19 protein-coding genes are annotated in these 19,634 nt (G+C 55.4%); 16 read left to right on the forward strand and 3 right to left on the reverse strand.

Translation table 11 applies throughout. The features are described 5' to 3' along the window. Window positions 1-5: 5 nt before the first annotated feature. Window positions 6-959: a flagellar hook-associated protein FlgL gene (gene flgL, locus BJ885_RS04245; protein WP_023311143.1), complete on the forward strand. Its 954-nt coding sequence runs from the start codon at window positions 6-8 to the stop codon at window positions 957-959. 75 nt (window positions 960-1,034) lie between these two features. On the opposite strand, the gene BJ885_RS04250 is transcribed toward flgL, so the two are convergent. After that, on the reverse strand, window positions 1,035-2,249 hold the full coding sequence (locus tag BJ885_RS04250) for an MFS transporter (RefSeq protein WP_121931253.1): 1,215 nt from the start codon (window positions 2,247-2,249) through the stop codon (window positions 1,035-1,037). Between the two features lie 145 nt (window positions 2,250-2,394). Here BJ885_RS04250 and BJ885_RS04255 point away from each other — a divergent pair, with 145 nt between their 5' ends. After that, complete coding sequence (locus BJ885_RS04255) at window positions 2,395-3,297, forward strand: LysR family transcriptional regulator (protein ID WP_375714058.1); 903 nt, start codon at window positions 2,395-2,397, stop codon at window positions 3,295-3,297. 41 nt (window positions 3,298-3,338) lie between these two features. On the opposite strand, the gene rne is transcribed toward BJ885_RS04255, so the two are convergent. Continuing rightward, window positions 3,339-6,467, reverse strand: a complete 3,129-nt coding sequence (rne, locus tag BJ885_RS04260; RefSeq protein WP_121931255.1) for a ribonuclease E — start codon at window positions 6,465-6,467, stop codon at window positions 3,339-3,341. A gap of 572 nt (window positions 6,468-7,039) precedes the next feature. Here rne and rluC point away from each other — a divergent pair. Continuing rightward, window positions 7,040-7,987, forward strand: coding sequence for a 23S rRNA pseudouridine(955/2504/2580) synthase RluC (rluC, locus tag BJ885_RS04270; RefSeq protein ID WP_024909023.1), 948 nt, complete (start codon window positions 7,040-7,042; stop codon window positions 7,985-7,987). Window positions 7,988-8,053: 66 nt separating this feature from the next. Here the strand turns inward: rluC and BJ885_RS04275 are convergent, their stop codons facing one another. Next, a complete protein-coding gene (locus BJ885_RS04275; protein WP_121931256.1) occupies window positions 8,054-8,638 on the reverse strand; it encodes a nucleoside triphosphate pyrophosphatase in 585 nt (194 codons plus the stop codon). A 140-nt stretch (window positions 8,639-8,778) separates the two neighbouring features. Between BJ885_RS04275 and yceD the strand changes: the two genes are divergently transcribed. The 13 genes from yceD to BJ885_RS04340 all read left to right on the forward strand — a co-directional run bounded on the left by yceD (window position 8,779) and on the right by BJ885_RS04340 (window position 19,373). Beyond that, window positions 8,779-9,300 (forward strand): 23S rRNA accumulation protein YceD, encoded by a 522-nt coding sequence (gene yceD / locus BJ885_RS04280; protein WP_014883375.1) that lies wholly within the window; start codon window positions 8,779-8,781, stop codon window positions 9,298-9,300. Window positions 9,301-9,316: 16 nt separating this feature from the next. Next, a complete protein-coding gene (rpmF, locus tag BJ885_RS04285) occupies window positions 9,317-9,490 on the forward strand; it encodes a 50S ribosomal protein L32 (RefSeq protein ID WP_003857964.1) in 174 nt (57 codons plus the stop codon). Between the two features lie 80 nt (window positions 9,491-9,570). Continuing rightward, entirely contained in the window at window positions 9,571-10,605 is a 1,035-nt protein-coding gene (gene plsX / locus BJ885_RS04290) for a phosphate acyltransferase PlsX (protein ID WP_059290957.1), read from the forward strand. Between the two features lie 6 nt (window positions 10,606-10,611). Next, window positions 10,612-11,565, forward strand: a complete 954-nt coding sequence (locus BJ885_RS04295; protein WP_008500797.1) for a beta-ketoacyl-ACP synthase III — start codon at window positions 10,612-10,614, stop codon at window positions 11,563-11,565. A 15-nt stretch (window positions 11,566-11,580) separates the two neighbouring features. Beyond that, the gene (fabD, locus tag BJ885_RS04300; RefSeq protein WP_047348993.1) at window positions 11,581-12,510 is read left to right on the forward strand and encodes an ACP S-malonyltransferase; all 930 of its coding nucleotides are present in this window, start codon (window positions 11,581-11,583) and stop codon (window positions 12,508-12,510) included. Between the two features lie 12 nt (window positions 12,511-12,522). Next, window positions 12,523-13,257, forward strand: coding sequence for a 3-oxoacyl-ACP reductase FabG (gene fabG / locus BJ885_RS04305; RefSeq protein ID WP_008500795.1), 735 nt, complete (start codon window positions 12,523-12,525; stop codon window positions 13,255-13,257). A gap of 154 nt (window positions 13,258-13,411) precedes the next feature. Next, window positions 13,412-13,648, forward strand: coding sequence for an acyl carrier protein (acpP, locus tag BJ885_RS04310; RefSeq protein WP_003857954.1), 237 nt, complete (start codon window positions 13,412-13,414; stop codon window positions 13,646-13,648). A 91-nt stretch (window positions 13,649-13,739) separates the two neighbouring features. Beyond that, window positions 13,740-14,981 (forward strand): beta-ketoacyl-ACP synthase II, encoded by a 1,242-nt coding sequence (gene fabF / locus BJ885_RS04315; RefSeq protein WP_023335279.1) that lies wholly within the window; start codon window positions 13,740-13,742, stop codon window positions 14,979-14,981. 120 nt (window positions 14,982-15,101) lie between these two features. Next, window positions 15,102-15,911, forward strand: coding sequence for an aminodeoxychorismate lyase (gene pabC / locus BJ885_RS04320; protein WP_121931257.1), 810 nt, complete (start codon window positions 15,102-15,104; stop codon window positions 15,909-15,911). A 2-nt stretch (window positions 15,912-15,913) separates the two neighbouring features. After that, complete coding sequence (gene yceG / locus BJ885_RS04325; protein ID WP_121931258.1) at window positions 15,914-16,936, forward strand: cell division protein YceG; 1,023 nt, start codon at window positions 15,914-15,916, stop codon at window positions 16,934-16,936. Next, window positions 16,926-17,567 (forward strand): dTMP kinase, encoded by a 642-nt coding sequence (gene tmk, locus BJ885_RS04330; RefSeq protein ID WP_029739872.1) that lies wholly within the window; start codon window positions 16,926-16,928, stop codon window positions 17,565-17,567. The genes yceG and tmk overlap by 11 nt, the downstream gene beginning before the upstream one ends. Further along, entirely contained in the window at window positions 17,564-18,568 is a 1,005-nt protein-coding gene (gene holB, locus BJ885_RS04335; RefSeq protein WP_121931259.1) for a DNA polymerase III subunit delta', read from the forward strand. The genes tmk and holB overlap by 4 nt, the downstream gene beginning before the upstream one ends. Before the next feature lie 10 nt (window positions 18,569-18,578). Continuing rightward, window positions 18,579-19,373 carry a metal-dependent hydrolase gene (locus BJ885_RS04340; protein WP_121931260.1) on the forward strand — a complete coding sequence of 265 codons (795 nt, stop codon included), beginning with the start codon at window positions 18,579-18,581 and terminating at the stop codon, window positions 19,371-19,373. Window positions 19,374-19,634 lie beyond the last annotated feature (261 nt).

Here is a 19,634-nt window from a genome sequence, read left to right on the forward strand (position 1 = left end):
GAACAATGCGTATTAGCACCCAGATGATGTACGAGCAGAACATGCGTGGGATCACCGATTCCCAGAGCAGATGGCTGAGCTACGGTGAGCAGATGTCCACCGGCAAGCGCGTCAATCGTCCTTCGGACGATCCTATCGCCGCGTCGCAGGCCATCGTTCTGTCACAGTCTCAGTCGCAAAACAGCCAGTTTGCGCTCGCGCGTACCTTTGCAACGCAGAAGGTTTCGCTGGAAGATAACGTGTTAACCCAGGTTAACACCGCCATCTCAAGCGTCCGCGAGAAGCTCGTTTATGCCTCAAACGGCACATTAAGCGATGACGACCGTCTTTCTCTGGCGACCGATATTCAGGGGATCCGCGATCAGCTGATGAACCTGGCCAACACGACGGATGGTAATGGTCGCTTTATCTTTGCGGGATACAAAACCGAGAGCGCACCGTTTGATGCCGCGACCGGAGATTACAACGGCGGCGCTGAGGCCATCACGCAGCAGGTTGATACGGCGCGAAATATGACCATTAGCCATACCGGACAGCAAATTTTCGAAAGCATTACCAGTAATGCGGAACAGCTGCCGGGCGGTGGATATGGCCAGACCAACATGTTCAAAATCCTGGACTCTGCTATTGCCTCGCTGAAGACACCGATTGAGAACGATCCGGCTGCTGCAACGGCGCAAAGCCAGGTGATTGCCAATGCGCAAATCGGCATCAAAAACTCCCAGAACAATATCCTCACGGTCGTTGCGGATGTGGGAACCAAGATGAACGAGCTGGAAAAACTCGACACGCTGGGCGATGACCGCGCGCTGGGTCAGACCAAGCAGATGAGTGACCTGGTTGATGTTGACTGGAACGAAGCGATTTCCTCTTACACCATGCAGCAGGCGGCCTTGCAGGCGTCTTATAAAGCGTTTAGCGATATGCAGGGAATGTCTCTGTTCCAGCTGAACAAATAACATCTTGACCTCTTGGAACATGTCTTGAAACTGGGCATGTTTTACTGCCCAATCCGTCTGGATTGGGCATTTTTTTTATGCAATTTCCGCCGGTGCAGAGGCGACACGTGCGCTTTCTATCAGACGGATTGCCAGCGCAATGACGCCACAGACTGTCGCCAGCGCGACCACGCCCGTCCAGCCGGCCAGCGAGTAGATATTGCTGCCTAACGCGGAACCCAGCGCCATCCCGATAAAGACCACCGTAAAGAGCAGGGCGTTGAGACGACCCCGCGCCTGCGGTTCAAGGCTGTAAACCAGGTTCTGGTGAGCGACCAGGCTGGACTGCAGGCCCAGGTCGAACCCGACGGCGGAGATGGCGATCAGAATCAGCTGTCCATGAACGCCCAACGCGGGCATCAGGAACATCAGGGCGAATGAGACGGTCACAAGAACGGCACCAAGCTGCGTGACTTTTCCTGCGCCCAGTTTGTCTGCCAGACCCCCTGCCAGCGGGGCAGCTAACGCACCGGCGGCACCTGCAATACCAAAACCACCCGCTACGGCACTCCCGAGGTGATAGCGTTCCAGCAGCATGACCGCAAGCGTAGACCAGAAGGCGCTAAAAGCAATCGACAGAAAGCCCTGAGCCAGCGCCGCACGGCGCAACGCCGGATAGCGACGCCAGAGATGTTCCATTGAGCGCATCAGCGCGGGGTAGCTCAGCGTGGAGTGAATGGCAAAACGGGGAAGCACAAACCACATCATCACCCCGATGAACGCAATGCTCGCCGCCGCCAGCTGGTACATGACGCGCCAGCCAAACGCTTCGCCCACCACGCCGCTCACGGTTCTGGATAATAAGATACCCATCAGCAGCCCGGTCATTACCGTGCCCACGGTTTTCCCCTGTTTACCTTCCGGTGCAAGGATGGCCGCGGCAGGGACGATATCCTGTGCCATGGTGGCGGCCATGCCGATGAGCAGGCTTGCCAGCAGCAGAGAATGGATCTGCCCGGTCAGGCTACAGCCGAGAAGAAACAGCGCCAGCGCCGCACTCTTTATCAGGATTAACGTCCTGCGGTCGTGGCGATCGCCGAGCGGCAGCAGGAACAGGATCCCCAGGGCATATCCCGCCTGGGTGAGCGTCGGGACCAGGCCCATTCCTTCGATACTCAGGTGAAGGTCTGCGCCCATCAGCGGCAGCAGAGGCTGGGCATAATAGATAGATGCCACGCTGAAACCTGCACCGATCGCCAGCATTAAGATTACCCAGCGGCTCACCGCATGGGCGGCGGTTGTTGTGTTCATAAGATGTTCCTCATTCGTCGTGTGAGGCTATTTTTTATCAGTACGCCTTGCGACGGTAGCGGGCCCGGTGGTAAAACGCTTATACGTTGAACGTATAAATGAAAATGCGATGAAAAGAGCTGAGCGTATAGACAGGGTGGAGTTAATGCGGACGTTTGTTCGTATTGTGGAGGCCGGTTCCCTCTCAGTGGCGGCACGGCAGCTGGCCACTACCCAGGCCACGGTAAGCAGACGGTTGCAGTCGCTTGAGACCATGCTGGGCGTGCGCCTGATATTGCGCACCACCCACACGACGCGGCTGACGGATGACGGCGAGCGCTGCTATCAGCACGCCCGTCGGGTGATTGACAGCTGGCTGGCGCTGGAAGATGAGGTGGGGCAGACGGAAGATGAGCCTGTAGGCGTTCTGCGGGTGCGCGCTCCGCACGCGTTTGGTCAGGACCAGCTTCTGAAACCCGTAACCGAGTTTTTGCAACGCTATCCGCAGCTTTCCATTGAGTGGATGCTTAACGATCGGTCGGCGGACTTCCTCGGCGATAACCTTGACTGTGCGATTCGGGTGGGCGTGGAAGTCGATCCTGCGACCGTGTCCGTGCTGCTGGCCGAAGTGCCGCGCTCGGTAGTGGCTTCACCGGCACTGCTGGCCCGTTTTCCGACGGTCAACACGCCGGAGGATTTGCAGCAGTTTCCCTGGATAGCGATTAGCTCATTCTACCAGCGCCACGTGGAGCTTTTTCACGATGCATCACCTGCCACCGCGCGGATTGCTATTACGCCACGGCTGAGCACCGACAGCCTGTATGTCGCACGCAATACGGCGCTCACCGGCCTTGGCGTGGCGGTGGTATCCAGCTGGACGGTACAGGATGATATTCGGGAAGGTCGGCTGGTGCATTTGCTTCCAGACTGGCAGCCAGCGGCGTTACCGGTGCATCTGGTTTATCCCTGGTCCCGCTATTATCCGGCACGCTTGCGGCGTTTTCTGGAGTTGATGCGGCAGGTCATGCCAGAGGTGACCGGGATGAGAAAGCCCGTGCAGCAGCCATAAAAAAAGCCGACCCTAAGGTCGGCTTTTTACTTTCAGCGTCGTTATTCGACAGACTGCGGACGCGTCGCCGGTGCAGTCGCCTGATGCGTTGCACTGTGGCCGCCTGCAGCGCCTTTACCGTCGAAGCTGAACGCCGGGCGTACCCAGTCGCTGTGGCGCGGGGCTTCTGGCACGTAATCCGGCGCCGGGGCGCGCGTCATTGGTGCTGTCGCCACGTGGGCTGCGGCTGGTGCAGAAACAACCGGCTCAGGTTTCACCTCAGGCGCTTTCGCTTCTTCGACAACCGGTTCAACCTGAATCTCAACGTCCTGAACGACTTCTTCAGCGGTGGTTTCAACGAGGGTTTCTGCGGTGTCTTCCACTGCGGCTACAGGTTCAGCCTCTTCAGCGACTTCCTCAGCCACCACGGCATCTTCTTCGGCGATAAGCTGCGGTGCGGCATCAACCGGCGCGGCAATCACTTCTGGATGGGTGGTTTCAACTTCCACTGCGTGAGGTGCTTCAGCTTCAACAACCTGAGGTTCAACCACGGTTGCCGCTTCAGTCACGACAGCTTCTACCGCGGCTGCGAGTGCAATCACCTCTTCGGTTACAGGCTGTTCTTCAACAACCTGCTCCGGGCGAGCAACCGGGTAGCGGATCCAGACTTTACCGGAGGCCATTTCTGGTGAAGCACAGGCAATGGTCAGCGGCATTGGCGACTGAGTTGGGTAACGCTCGTCACGATAGCGACGACGGCGCTGGCCGCTGACGCGCAGATGACGTGGAGAACGACGTGAACGACGCGGCATACCGGCGTTATCACGGTTTTCACCGTTATCATCCTGCTCAACGTTGTTTTCAACGACCGCTGGCAGATCAACTTTCGCCAGCTGCGTACCGGTTGCGATCTCGCTGGTTTCAACCGCGATAGCGCCTGACTCTTCGGTTGCTTCAGAGGCGAAGCGAACTTTCTGAGAAAGCTGGCGCTGCTTACGACGCGGCATTACCTGAGTGCGTTCTTCCTGCTCGCCGTCCTGCTGTTCAACAGGCTCTTCGCGGTTCAGGTTTTTGACTTCCTGCTGTGCCTGACGCTTCTCGTCGTTACGGCGACGGCTGCGTTCACGGCGCGGCTGCTGGTCGTCACGCTGTTTGCTCTTCTCAGACTCATCGCCCGCCTGCTGGCGAATTTCACGATCTTCAACGTTCGGCTGTTGTTTCTCGCGACGGTTGCGGCGGTTGTCTTCGCGTTGCTCACGGCCTTCGCCATTCTCAGAGCGGTTGTCACGGTTGTCACGACGCTCGCTGCGGTCATTACGGTCATTACGGTCGCTGCGGTCGTTACGATCGCGGCGGTTGTTCTGACGCTTACGGCGGTCCTGCTGACGCTCTGGTTTGGCCGCTTTAGGCTCTTCTTTCGGCTGTTCTGGCTGAACTTCTTCTTCAGCAAACATCTTCTTCAGCGCGCCAAAGAAGCGGCTCAGCAGACCCGGCTGTGCTGGCTGGGCCTTCGCTGCAGCTGCTTCTGGTTTCTGCGCTTCAGGTTTGGCAGCAGGTTTTTCCAGAGCTGCTTCCGGTGGCGCTTCTGGCATGATGAAGGTCGCTAACGCAGGCTGCTCTGGCAGTTTGCGCTCGGCAGGCTCTTCATCGGATGGCAGAGCCATCTCTTCTTCATGCAGCTTCGGCAGCAGGTAGCTGAGGGTGGTCGTCTCTTCGCCCTTACGCACGCGCAGCACGTGATAGTGTGGGGTCTGCATCTGATCGTTTGGCACGATGATGCAGCGAACGCCACCCTGACGCGCTTCAATCGCACTTACCGCTGCACGTTTTTCGTTAAGCAGGTAAGAGGCAACGGGCACCGGCACAATGGCGTGAACCTCTTTGGTGTTCTCTTTCAGCGCTTCTTCTTCAATCAGACGCAGAATGGAGAGGGACAGAGATTCGTTATCACGCACGGTACCGGTGCCTGAGCAGCGCGGACAAACGTGATGGCTGGACTCGCCGAGAGACGGGCTCAGACGCTGACGGGACATCTCCAGCAGGCCAAAGCGTGAGATATGGCTAATCTGGATACGCGCCCTGTCCTGACGCACCGCTTCGCGCAGACGGTTTTCAACCGCACGCTGGTGGCGTACAGGGGTCATGTCGATGAAGTCGATAACAATCAGACCACCCAGGTCGCGCAGGCGGAGCTGGCGGGCAATTTCATCAGCGGCTTCGAGGTTAGTGTTGTAGGCGGTCTCTTCGATATCACCGCCGCGTGTAGCACGCGCGGAGTTGATGTCGATAGCGGTCAGCGCTTCAGTGGTATCGATAACGATAGAACCGCCGGAAGGCAGACGCACTTCACGCTGGAAGGCGGACTCAATCTGGGATTCGATCTGATAGTGGCTGAACAGCGGGATTTCACCGGTGTACAGTTTAATTTTGCTGGTGAAATCCGGACGCCCCAGCGCGGCGATGTGCTGGCGCGCCAGCTCAAGCACTTTCGGGTTATCGATCAGAATCTCACCGATGTCCTGACGCAGGTAATCACGGAAGGCACGCACGATGACGTTGCTTTCCTGGTGGATCAGGAACGGAGCAGGGCGGCTTTCAGCTGCTTTCTGAATGGCTTCCCAGTGCTTCAGACGGAAGCTCAGGTCCCACTGCAGCGCTTCGGCTGATTTGCCAACGCCTGCGGTACGCACGATAAGCCCCATGCCATCAGGCAGTTCGAGGCTTGCCAGCGCTTCTTTCAGCTCGGTACGGTCATCACCTTCGATACGGCGAGAGATGCCACCCGCACGCGGGTTGTTAGGCATCAGAACCAGATAGCTCCCTGCCAGGCTGATAAAGGTGGTCAGTGCGGCACCTTTGTTGCCACGCTCTTCTTTATCAATCTGAACGATAACTTCCTGACCTTCACGCAGAACATCTTTGATGTTTGGGCGGCCATGGGCGTTGTAGTTTGCAGGGAAATATTCGCGGGCGATTTCTTTCAGAGGGAGGAAACCATGACGCTCAGCACCGTAATCGACAAATGCAGCTTCAAGGCTTGGTTCAATGCGGGTGATTTTACCTTTGTAAATGTTCGCTTTTTTCTGTTCGTGTCCAGGACTTTCGATATCCAGATCGTACAGGCGCTGCCCATCCACAAGGGCGACACGCAACTCTTCTTGCTGAGTTGCGTTGATTAACATTCTTTTCATCGTAACTTACTCGTTATTCTTACATTGACGACAAAGCTGCGGGCAAGGTGACGCTTTCCGGGGTATGAACCGATGGCCTCGTGTCTGTTCACGTCGCCAACCTCACGGTTGTCGCTCGCTTAAGAGGCGCAGAGTGTCGGTTGCCTGTGTTTCATACGGAAACACAGCGCAATTATCAGGGGAATTGCCTGGGTAGAACTCTCCAGAGAACAATCCTTATACCGGGAAGTACTGCAACCCGCAGCCCGCTAACTGCCTGAAAGATCAATACGTCTTACGCCATTGCTGCGTGGATGATCGGTCAGACAAAATTGGTCATTCCGTCAACATCCTTACTTAACCAGGATTTAACACGGAAAACAGCCTCATTATTCCACTGCTCGCCGGGTTATAGCAAGATGACTTTTACCAATTATCACCCGGTTACTCACAGTTTCTTCACTTCAGAATGGCAATTGGTTTAATAACCACCAAATCGGTTGCGCGAAACCGGGAGCTGGCCGGATAAAAGTAAATATAAGCATAGAAAAATGAGTGGCGCTAATGGCTGACGATATTTAGAATCGCCAACCATGAAAACAGAGACTCCAGCCGTAAAAATGGTTGCCATCGCCGAAGATGACGCGGGGCAACGTATCGATAACTTTTTGCGCACCCAGTTGAAAGGTGTGCCAAAGAGCATGATTTACCGCATCCTGCGTAAGGGCGAGGTGCGGGTTAACAAAAAACGCGTGAAGCCCGAGTACAAACTCGAGGCGGGCGATGAAGTGCGTATTCCGCCGGTGCGCGTTGCGGAACGTGAAGAAGAGACCGTTTCACCGAAGCTACAGAAAGTGGCGGCCCTGAGCGATGTGATCCTTTACGAAGATGACCACATTCTGGTGCTCAATAAACCGTCAGGAACGGCTGTCCATGGCGGTAGCGGTCTGAGCTTCGGCGTGATTGAAGGACTGCGAGCCCTGCGCCCGGAAGCGCGCTTCCTTGAACTGGTGCACCGTCTTGACCGTGATACCTCTGGCGTACTGCTGGTGGCGAAAAAGCGTTCTGCGCTGCGTTCTCTGCATGAACAGCTGCGTGAAAAAGGAATGCAGAAAGACTACCTGGCGCTGGTGCGCGGTCAGTGGCAGTCCCATGTAAAAGTGGTGCAGGCGCCGCTGCTGAAGAACATTCTGCAAAGCGGCGAACGTATTGTCCGCGTGAGCCAGGAAGGAAAACCGTCTGAGACGCGCTTTAAGGTTGAAGAGCGCTATGAGTTTGCCACGCTGGTGCGCTGCAGTCCGGTGACCGGTCGTACCCACCAGATCCGCGTGCATACGCAGTTTGCAGGGCACCCAATTGCCTTTGATGACCGCTATGGCGACCGCGAGTTTGATAAGCAGCTGGCGGGGACGGGACTGTCGCGTCTGTTCCTGCATGCGGCAGCGCTGAAGTTTACCCATCCTAATACAGGTGAAGTCATCCGTATTGAAGCGCCGCTAGATGAGCAGCTGAAACGCTGTCTTAAGGTTCTGCGCGGCTGAGTTTGCTTTCCTCCCTCTCCCTGTGGGAGAGGGCCGGGGTAAGGGCATCAGGCCGCAACGTTTCAGTCACATGGTCAGTGGATTACACTCTTCTCGTCTTAACATCTGACACAAAGCAATTAGCGGTAACCCCACCAGCGTGTTGGGATCGCGTCCGTCCAGCTTGTCGAACAGCGCAATCCCCAATCCTTCACTTTTAAAGCTCCCCGCACAGTTCAGCGGACGTTCCCGGCGCACATAATCCACGATCTCTTGCTCGCTGAGATGGCGGAAGTGTACGTCGAACGGCTCACACTCCGTTTGCAGATGGCCGGTGGCGGAGTTATAGAGCGCCAGGCCCGTATAAAAGGTCACGATAGTGCCTCGCGCACGCAGAAGCTGCTGACAGGCGTTCTCCTCCGTATGGGGCTTGCCGGTGATTTCGCCGTCCAGCACGCAAACCTGGTCTGAGCCTATAATCAAATGTGCGGGGTAACGTGCGGCCAGCGACTGCGCTTTCTCCTTAGCAAGACGCATCACCAGATGACGCGGTGATTCGCCCGGCTGTGGCGTCTCATCCACCTCTGGCGCGGCGCATTCAAACGGGAGCCCGAGCTTTTCCAGCAGCATTCGGCGGTAGGGCGATGTGGAAGCAAGGACGAGATTTTGCATATTTTTATCACCAGATATAGCGTATCGATGCCAGCCATTTTAAACTACAGGCCGCAATGTGTGCGAATAATTGGCAAAAGGCAGCTCTGGTTGCCTTTTTCTTTGACTCTATGACGTTACAAAGTTAATATGCGCGCCCTATGCAAAAGGTAAAATTACCCCTGACTCTTGATCCGGTTCGTACGGCTCAAAAACGCCTCGATTACGAAGGTATCTATACTTCCGATCAGGCTGAGCGTATTGCCGAATCCGTAGTCAGTGTGGACAGTGATGTAGAATGCTCCATGTCGTTCGCTATCGACAACCAGCGTCTCGCCGTTTTAACCGGTGATGCAAAGGTGACGGTAACGCTCGAATGTCAGCGTTGCGGGAAACCGTTTGTACAGCATGTTCACACAACGTATTGTTTCAGTCCGGTTCGTTCTGACGAACAGGCTGAAGCACTCCCGGAAGCGTATGAGCCGATTGAGGTTAACGAATTCGGTGAAATCGATCTTCTGGCTCTGGTTGAAGATGAAATCATCCTCACCTTGCCAGTGGTTCCGGTGCATGATTCTGAACACTGTGAAGTGTCCGAGGCGGACATGGTCTTTGGGGAACTGCCTGATGAAGCGCAAAAACCAAACCCATTTGCCGTATTAGCCAGCTTAAAGCGTAAGTAATTGAGGAGTAAGGTCCATGGCCGTACAACAGAATAAACCAACCCGTTCCAAACGTGGCATGCGTCGTTCCCATGACGCGCTGACTGCAGTTACCAGCCTGTCTGTAGACAAGACTTCTGGTGAGAAACACCTGCGTCACCACATCACCGCTGACGGTTTCTACCGCGGCCGCAAGGTTATCACTAAGTAATCACGCGCAAGCGTGATTAGGCTTAGTGAGGATTTCCCCGTGCAAACGGGGAATTTACCGAACCAGGCTGCGACGATACCTTGACACGTCTAACCCTGGCGTTAGATGTCATGGGGGGAGATTTTGGCCCTTCCGTGACAGTGCCTGCAGCATTGCAGGCACTGAATTCTAATTCGCAACTCACACTTCTTTTAGTCGGCAATCCCGACACAATCACGCCATTACTCGCAAAAGCTGACTTTGAACAACGTTCGCGTCTGCAGATTATTCCTGCGCAGTCAGTTATTGCCAGTGATGCCCGACCCTCGCAGGCGATTCGCAATAGTCGTGGCAGCTCTATGCGGATAGCGCTGGAGCTGGTGAAAGAAGGGCGAGCTCAGGCTTGCGTCAGCGCGGGAAATACCGGCGCGCTGATGGGCCTTTCGAAATTGCTGCTCAAACCTATTGAAGGTATTGAGCGCCCGGCGCTGGTAACGGTGTTACCGCATCAGCAGAAGGGCAAGACGGTGGTGCTCGATTTGGGCGCTAACGTCGACTGTGATAGTACTATGCTGGCTCAGTTTGCCGTGATGGGATCGGTGCTGGCAGAAGAAGTCGTCGGGATCAACACTCCCCGTGTTGCGTTACTGAACATTGGTGAAGAAGAGACCAAAGGCCTGGACAGCATTCGCGAAGCGGCTGAATTGCTCAAACAGGTTCCCTCCATCAACTATATTGGTTATCTCGAAGCCAATGAGTTGTTGACGGGTAAAACGGATGTTCTGGTGTGCGATGGCTTCACCGGAAACGTCACGTTGAAGACCATGGAAGGGGTCGTGCGCATGTTTCTTTCTCTGCTGAAATCTCAGGGAGAAGGCAAAAAAAGCGCCTGGTGGCTAATTTTATTGAAGCGTTGGTTACAAAAGAGCCTGACGCGGCGATTCAGTCACCTCAACCCCGACCAGTATAATGGCGCCTGTCTGTTAGGATTGCGCGGCATCGTGATTAAGAGTCATGGCGCCGCCAATCAGCGAGCATTTGCTGTCGCGATTGAACAGGCAGTGCAGGCGGTGCAGCGACAAGTCCCTCAGCGGATTGCCGCTCGCCTGGAATCTGTATTAGCTAAAAGTGACTGAGCGTACATGTATACGAAGATTTTAGGTACCGGCAGCTACCTGCCAAAACAAGTGCGTACCAACGCCGATCTGGAAAAAATGGTAGATACGTCTGACGAGTGGATTGTCACGCGCACAGGTATCCGTGAACGTCGTATTGCCGCGCCAGACGAAACCGTGTCGACCATGGGTTACGAAGCCGCACAGCGTGCAATCGAAATGGCCGGCATTGATAAAGAACAGATTGGTTTGATCGTGGTCGCCACCACGTCTGCCACGCATGCTTTCCCAAGCGCGGCGTGCCAGGTGCAAAACATGCTCGGCATTAAAGGCTGTCCGGCGTTTGACGTCGCTGCCGCATGCGCTGGCTTCACCTATGCGCTGAGCGTTGCCGACCAGTACGTGAAATCCGGTGCCGTTAAATATGCGCTGGTGATCGGTGCTGACGTGCTGGCGCGCACCTGCGATCCAACCGATCGTGGAACGATCATTATTTTTGGTGATGGTGCGGGCGCGGTGCTGCTGGGGCAGTCCGAAGAGCCGGGTATCATCTCGACGCATCTGCATGCTGATGGCAGCTACGGCGAACTGTTGACTCTGCCTAACGCCGATCGCGTTAATCCGGACAACTCGATTTACCTGACCATGGCAGGGAACGAGGTGTTCAAGGTGGCGGTGACTGAGCTTGCGCACATCGTTGATGAAACGCTGGAAGCGAATAACCTTGAGCGTTCCGCGCTCGACTGGCTGGTGCCGCATCAGGCGAACCTGCGTATCATCAGCGCGACCGCTAAAAAGCTCGGCATGTCGATGGATAACGTTGTGGTGACGCTGGATCGTCACGGCAACACCTCTGCGGCGTCGGTACCGTGCGCATTTGATGAAGCGGTACGCGATGGACGAATCAAACGGGGCCAACTGGTCTTGCTTGAAGCCTTCGGTGGCGGGTTCACCTGGGGTTCCGCGCTGGTTCGTTTCTAGTATAAGGAATAAAAAATGACGCAATTTGCTTTTGTGTTCCCGGGCCAGGGCTCTCAAACCGTTGGGATGTTGTCTGAAATGGCAGCAAACTACCCGGTAATTGAAGAGACTTTCCGTGAAGCTTCTGATGCACTGGGTTATGATTTATGGGCGCTGACCCAGCAGGGTCCGGCCGAAGAACTGAACAAAACCTGGCAGACCCAGCCAGCGCTGCTGACTGCGTCCGTTGCGCTGTGGCGTGTCTGGCAGCAGCAGGGCGGTAAAGCGCCAGCGCTGCTCGCGGGTCATAGCCTGGGTGAATACTCTGCGCTGGTGTGTGCTGGCGTGATCGCGTTTGCTGACGCGGTACGTCTGGTTGAACTGCGCGGTAAATTCATGCAGGAAGCGGTGCCGGAAGGCACGGGCGGCATGTCTGCCATCATCGGTCTGGATGACGCTGCAATTGCAAAAGCGTGTGAAGAATCTGCTGAAGGCCAGGTTGTCTCTCCGGTAAACTTCAACTCCCCGGGCCAGGTGGTTATTGCCGGTCATAAAGAAGCGGTTGAACGTGCGGGTGCGGCCTGTAAAGCAGCCGGTGCTAAGCGTGCGCTGCCGCTGCCGGTCAGCGTGCCGTCTCACTGTGCACTGATGAAGCCTGCTGCCGAGAAACTGGCGGTTGAGCTGGAAAAAATTACGTTTAACGCACCGACGATTTCCGTTGTGAACAACGTCGATGTGAAATGCGAAACCACGCCGGAAGCTATCCGTGACGCACTGGTTCGCCAGCTCTACAGCCCGGTACAGTGGACCAAAACCGTTGAGTTTATGGCCGCTCAGGGCGTTGAGCATTTGTATGAAGTCGGCCCAGGTAAAGTCCTCACCGGTCTGACAAAACGTATTGTTGACACCCTGACAGCCTCGGCGATTAACGAGCCGGAAGCGATGTCAGCGGCACTCTCGCAATAAAAGAGGAATACCATGAGTTTTGAAGGAAAAATCGCCCTGGTCACTGGCGCAAGCCGCGGTATCGGGCGTGCAATTGCTGAAACACTGGTTGCGCGCGGCGCGAAGGTGATTGGTACAGCAACCAGCGAGAATGGCGCTCAGGCCATCAGCGAGTATCTGGGTGCAAACGGTAAAGGTCTGGTACTGAATGTGACCGAACCTGCATCTATCGAATCTGTTCTGGAAAATATTCGCGCAGAGTTTGGTGAAGTGGATATTCTGGTAAACAATGCCGGGATCACTCGCGATAACCTGTTAATGCGAATGAAAGACGACGAGTGGAACGATATCATCGAAACCAACCTGTCATCTGTATTCCGTCTGTCAAAAGCGGTAATGCGCGCTATGATGAAAAAGCGTCACGGTCGTATTATCACTGTCGGTTCTGTGGTTGGTACCATGGGAAATGCTGGTCAGGCTAACTACGCTGCGGCGAAAGCAGGTCTGATTGGTTTCAGTAAGTCGCTGGCGCGTGAAGTTGCGTCCCGCGGTATTACGGTAAACGTTGTTGCTCCGGGCTTTATTGAAACGGACATGACGCGTGCGCTGACTGATGAGCAGCGTGCGGGTACGCTGGCGGCAGTTCCGGCGGGTCGTCTTGGCGACCCTAAAGAAATCGCCAGTGCGGTTGCATTTTTAGCCTCTGACGAAGCGGGTTACATCACTGGTGAGACCCTCCACGTCAACGGCGGGATGTATATGGTTTAACCACGATGAAAAATATTTGCGTTATTAGGGCGAATGGCCTCAAAATAACGTAAAATCGTGGTAAGAACTGCCGGGATTTAGTTGCAAATTTTTCAACATTTTATACACTACGAAAACCATCGCGAAAGCGAGTTTTGATAGGAAATTTAAGAGTATGAGCACTATCGAAGAACGCGTTAAGAAAATTATCGGCGAACAGCTGGGCGTTAAGCAGGAAGAAGTTGTGAACTCCGCTTCCTTCGTTGAAGACCTGGGCGCAGATTCTCTTGACACCGTTGAGCTGGTAATGGCTCTGGAAGAAGAGTTTGATACTGAGATTCCGGACGAAGAAGCTGAGAAGATCACCACCGTTCAGGCTGCCATTGATTACATCAACGGTCACCAGGCGTAAGTGAACATCTCCAGGCGGTCATTCGACCGCCTGAGTTTTATCTTTTTTATTCCCACGAATCTCTTTTTTTATCCCTCCCTGGAGGACAAACGTGTCTAAGCGTCGTGTAGTTGTGACCGGACTTGGCATGTTGTCTCCTGTCGGCAATACCGTAGAGTCCACCTGGAAAGCTCTCCTTGCCGGTCAGAGCGGCATCAGCCTAATCGACCATTTCGATACTAGCGCCTATGCAACGAAATTTGCTGGCTTAGTAAAGGATTTTAACTGTGAAGAGATCATCTCGCGCAAAGAACAGCGCAAGATGGATGCCTTCATTCAATATGGAATTGTCGCTGGCGTTCAGGCCATGCAGGATTCTGGCCTTGAGATTACGGAAGAGAACGCAACCCGTATCGGCGCCGCTATCGGCTCCGGGATTGGCGGTCTTGGCCTGATCGAGGAAAACCATACATCTCTGATGAATGGCGGCCCGCGTAAGATCAGCCCGTTCTTCGTTCCGTCCACGATTGTTAACATGGTGGCGGGTCACCTGACCATCATGTTCGGCCTGCGTGGGCCAAGCATTTCTATCGCGACTGCCTGTACGTCTGGCGTACATAACATCGGCCAGGCCGCGCGCATTATTGCGTACGGCGATGCAGATGCTATGGTTGCAGGCGGTGCTGAAAAAGCCAGTACTCCACTGGGTGTTGGCGGTTTCGGTGCGGCGCGTGCGCTGTCTACCCGTAATGATAACCCGCAGGCGGCGAGCCGTCCGTGGGATAAAGACCGTGACGGCTTCGTGCTGGGCGACGGGGCGGGCATGATCGTACTGGAAGAGTACGAGCACGCGAAAAAGCGCGGCGCGAAAATTTATGCTGAAATCGTTGGTTTCGGCATGAGCAGCGATGCTTACCACATGACGTCTCCTCCTGAGAACGGCGCGGGTGCTGCGCTGGCGATGGAAAACGCGATTCGTGATGCGGGTATTACTCCAGCACAAATTGGCTACGTGAACGCGCACGGCACTTCTACGCCTGCAGGCGATAAAGCTGAAGCTCAGGCGGTTAAGTCTATCTTCGGCGAATCTGCCAGCCGCGTAATGGTGAGCTCCACCAAGTCCATGACCGGTCACCTGCTGGGTGCGGCGGGTGCGGTAGAGTCAATCTACTCCATCCTTGCGCTGCGCGATCAGGCTGTTCCGCCAACCATCAACCTGGATAACCCGGATGAAGGTTGCGATCTGGACTTCGTTCCTCACGAAGCGCGTCAGGTTAGCGGTATGGAGTATACCCTGTGTAACTCCTTCGGCTTCGGCGGTACCAACGGCTCTCTGATCTTCAAAAAGATCTGATCCTGAAGTCCCGATAGCGTTTAAAAAGGTCCGCTTGCCGGGCCTTTTTTATTAAGCCTAATCTTCTTGTCGGTTGCATGACATCCTGCCAGACTAATTGCCCACGCATAAGGAGCCACCATGTTTTTAATCAATGGCCTTGAGCAGGACACGCTGCCTGCCAGCGACAGGGCGATACAGTTCGGTGATGGTTGCTTTACGACGGCGCGCATTCTGGACGGTGATGTCTGCCTGCTGGAGGCGCACATTCGACGCCTGCAGCATGGCTGTGAAAAGCTCATGATCCCCTTTACGCACTGGGACACGCTGTGCCAGGAAATGTGCCAGCTGGCAACCGGGAAGGCCAGCGGCGTACTCAAAGTCATCATCAGCCGCGGCAGTGGTGGCCGGGGTTACAGCGCTGCATCGTGCCTCAACCCAACGCGTATCCTCTCCGTTTCTGCTTATCCCGCACATTATTCTCGCTGGCGAGAAGACGGCGTCACGCTGACTCTGAGCCCGGTACGACTGGGACGAAACCCGATGCTGGCCGGGCTTAAGCATCTCAACCGCCTCGAGCAGGTGCTCATTCGTACTCATCTTGAACAGACGGACGCCGAAGAGGCGCTGGTTCTTGACAGCGAAGGGTTCATTACGGAATGCTGTGCGGCTAATTTACTTTGGCTGCAGGGGGAAGATGTGTTCACTCCGTCGCTGGAGCACGCTGGCGTAAATGGGTTAATGCGCCAGTTTTGTCTGCAACAGCTGGCACGCTCTGGCTTTCGCGTTGTCGAAGTTAGCGCAGGAGAAGCCGCGCTACAGACTGCCGATGAAGTCATCATCTGCAATGCGCTGATGCCTGTTGTACCCGTCCGTGCGTATGGCCAACAACGCTGGTCTTCGCGCGAACTGTTTCAGTTTTTAGCCCCGATATGTGAGCAAACCAGATAGTCATGAAAAAAATGTTGCGCTTTGTCCTTATCCTCATCGTTGCGCTGGGCGTCGCTGGCGGAGCTGGCGTATGGAAAGTTCGCCAGCTGGCGGACAGCAAGATCCTGGTTAAAGACGAAACGATCTTTACCCTGAAAGCGGGAACCGGCCGTCAGGCGCTTGGGGAACAGCTCTATGGCGACAAGATTATTAATCGTCCAAGGGTATTCCAGTGGCTGTTGCGCGTGGAGCCTGAGCTGTCACATTTCAAAGCCGGCACCTATCGCTTTACGCCGGGAATGACCGTCAGAGAGATGCTGCAGCTGCTGGAAAGCGGCAAAGAAGCCCTGTTTCCCCTGCGGTTTGTGGAAGGGATGCGCCTGAGCGATTATCTCAAACAGCTGCGTGACGCGCCGTATATCAAACATACGTTAAAAGACGATAGCTATCAGACGGTGGCTGACGCACTGAAGCTTGAACATCAGGAATGGGTGGAAGGCTGGTTCTGGCCAGACACCTGGATGTACACGGCAGGCACGACCGATGTGGCTATCCTGAAGCGGGCGCACAAAAAAATGGTTGCCGCCGTAGATGCCGCCTGGGAAGGGCGGATGGAAGGATTGCCTTACAGCGATCCGAACCAGTTCGTGACCATGGCCTCGATCGTTGAGAAAGAGACGGCCGTCGCTGCCGAGCGCGATCGGGTGGCGTCAGTATTCATCAACCGTCTGCGCATCGGCATGCGTCTGCAAACCGACCCTACCGTAATCTACGGCATGGGTGAGAGCTATACCGGCAAGATCTCAAGAAAAGATCTGGAGACGCCGACGGCGTATAATACCTACGTGATTAGCGGTTTACCGCCGGGCCCGATCGCCACGCCGAGCGAAGCGTCGCTCAAAGCCGCCGCGCATCCGGCTAAAACACCGTATCTCTATTTTGTGGCTGATGGAAAAGGGGGGCATACCTTTAACACCAACCTTGCCAGCCACAATCGCTCTGTTCAGGACTATCTGAAGGCACTTAAGGAAAAAAATGCGCAGTAAATACATTGTCATTGAGGGACTCGAAGGGGCGGGTAAAACCACCGCCCGCAACGTGGTGGTGGATACGCTCAAAGCGCTTGGCGTGGCGGACATGGTATTTACCCGCGAGCCGGGCGGCACGCAGCTGGCTGAAAAGCTGCGCAGTCTGGTGCTGGATATCAAATCCGTCGGCGACGAAGTTATCACTGACAAAGCCGAAGTGCTGATGTTCTACGCGGCGCGCGTTCAGCTGGTTGAGACGATTATCAAACCTGCCCTGGCCGAGGGTAAGTGGGTGATCGGCGACCGTCACGATCTGTCGACTCAGGCGTATCAGGGCGGAGGACGCGGCATCGACCAGACAATGCTCGCAACGCTGCGTAATGCCGTACTGGGGGATTTTCGCCCCGACCTGACGCTCTATCTGGATGTGACGCCGGAAGTGGGGCTCAAACGTGCCCGCGCGCGCGGCGAGCTGGACCGCATTGAACAAGAGTCGTTTGATTTCTTTAATCGCACCCGTGCGCGCTATCTTGAGCTGGCCGCACAGGACAGCTCAATTTGTACCATCGATGCGACGCAGTCCCTTGACGACGTCACGCGCGACATTCAGCACACCATTACGCAGTGGGTGCAGGAGCAGCAGGCATGAAATGGTATCCATGGTTGCGCCCACACTTTGAACAGCTGATCGGCAGCTATCAGGCGGGTCGGGGGCATCATGCGTTACTGATTCAGGCATTGCCAGGAATGGGTGATGATGCGTTGATTTATGCCATCACCCGTTTTCTGATGTGTCAGCAGCCGGAAGGGCACAAGAGCTGTGGTAAATGCCGTGGCTGCAAGCTGATGCAGGCGGGCACGCATCCTGACTACTACACCCTTGAGCCTGAGAAGGGCAAAAGCGCGCTCGGTATTGATGCCGTGCGTGAAGTTAGTGAAAAACTGTATGAACATGCGCGACTGGGCGGTGCAAAAGTGGTCTGGCTTAAAGACGCCACGCTGCTTACCGAGGCTGCGGCTAACGCCCTGCTTAAAACCATGGAAGAGCCGCCGGTTAAAACGTGGTTTTTCCTCTCATGCCGTGACCCGGGACGATTGCTGGCGACGTTGCGCAGCCGTTGTCGTCTTCATCACCTTGCTGTTCCTCAGGAATCGTGGGCGCTGAGCTGGCTTGAACGAGAGGTGACAACGTCACCTGAGAGCGCGCTGACCGCCTTGCGCCTGAGCAGCGGCGCGCCTGCTGCGGCGCTGGCATTACTGCAGCCTGACGTCTGGTCAGAGCGAGAAACGCTCTGCCGGGCCGTGGATACGTCGCTGAACAGTCACGACTGGCTAAGTTTACTGCCTGCGCTTAACAGCGATCGGGCCGTTGAGCGTCTGCACTGGCTGGCCTCCTTACTGCTGGATGCGCTCAAAATCCAGCAAGGGGCAACGCTGCTGACCAACCCGGACGCGTGGCCGCTGGTGAATACGCTGGCGAACCGCCTCTCGGGAAAGATTCTTCACGCGATGCTCCATGAAATTTGCCAGAGCCGTGAACAGCTTTTAACCGTGACGGGTCTTAATCGCGAGCTTTTACTGACCGACCAGTTATTGCGCATCGAACATTACCTGCAACCCGGCGTCACACCGCCTGTTTCCCATCTCTGAGAGAGACATTATGTTTTTAGTCGACTCACACTGCCATCTTGATGGCCTGGATTATCAATCCCTGCATAAAAACGTGGATGACGTGCTGGCAAAAGCCGCTGCCCGCGATGTGAAATTCTGTCTTGCGGTAGCAACCACGCTGCCGGGCTACCGCTCCATGCGTGAGCTGGTGGGCGTTCGCGATAACGTGGTGTTCTCCTGCGGCGTGCACCCGTTGAATCAGGACGAGGCGTACGACGTTGAGGATCTGCGCCGACTGGCAGCAGAAGAGGGCGTGGTGGCGATGGGCGAGACCGGGCTGGACTACTTTTACACGCCGGAAACCAAATCGCGCCAACAGGAGTCCTTCCGCAACCATATTCGCATTGGCCGGGAGCTGAACAAGCCGGTTATCGTCCACACCCGCGACGCGCGCGCGGATACCCTGGCAATCCTCCGGGAAGAAAACGTGACGGATTGCGGTGGCGTACTACACTGTTTCACAGAAGACAGAGAAACGGCGGGTAAGCTGCTTGATTTGGGGTTTTATATCTCGTTTTCGGGGATCGTGACGTTCCGTAACGCTGAGCAGCTGCGTGATGCTGCACGTTATGTTCCGCTCGATCGCATTCTGGTTGAAACGGATTCTCCGTATCTGGCACCGGTACCGCATCGCGGTAAAGAGAACCAGCCCGCTATGACGAGAGACGTGGCTGAGTACATGGCCGTACTGAAGGGCGTCAGCATCGATGAGCTGGCCCGTGTGACGACGGAAAACTTCTCCACGCTGTTCCATATCGACCCCGCCCGCCTGCAATCTGTCTGATACACCTGTTTTTTTTAGGCTCGTAATTAATAAGTAAAGCGAGTAAAGTTCACCGCCTCATTTGGGGCGGTGAGTGTGTATTTAGACACATCCGGACATGCTTTTTGTAAATAACTGAAAGTTTTTCGACCGCCTTAAGCTGAAACGTGATAGCCGTCAAACAAACTCAGAGGGAATTATTTTACTCTGTGTAATAAATAAAGGGCGCTTAGATGTCCTGTCCACGGCACGGTACTCCCCCCGGGCCAATGCGTGAAAGCG

The organism is Enterobacter sp. WP_7_1, assembly GCF_003688535.1.
Taxonomy (GTDB): domain Bacteria; phylum Pseudomonadota; class Gammaproteobacteria; order Enterobacterales; family Enterobacteriaceae; genus Enterobacter; species Enterobacter asburiae.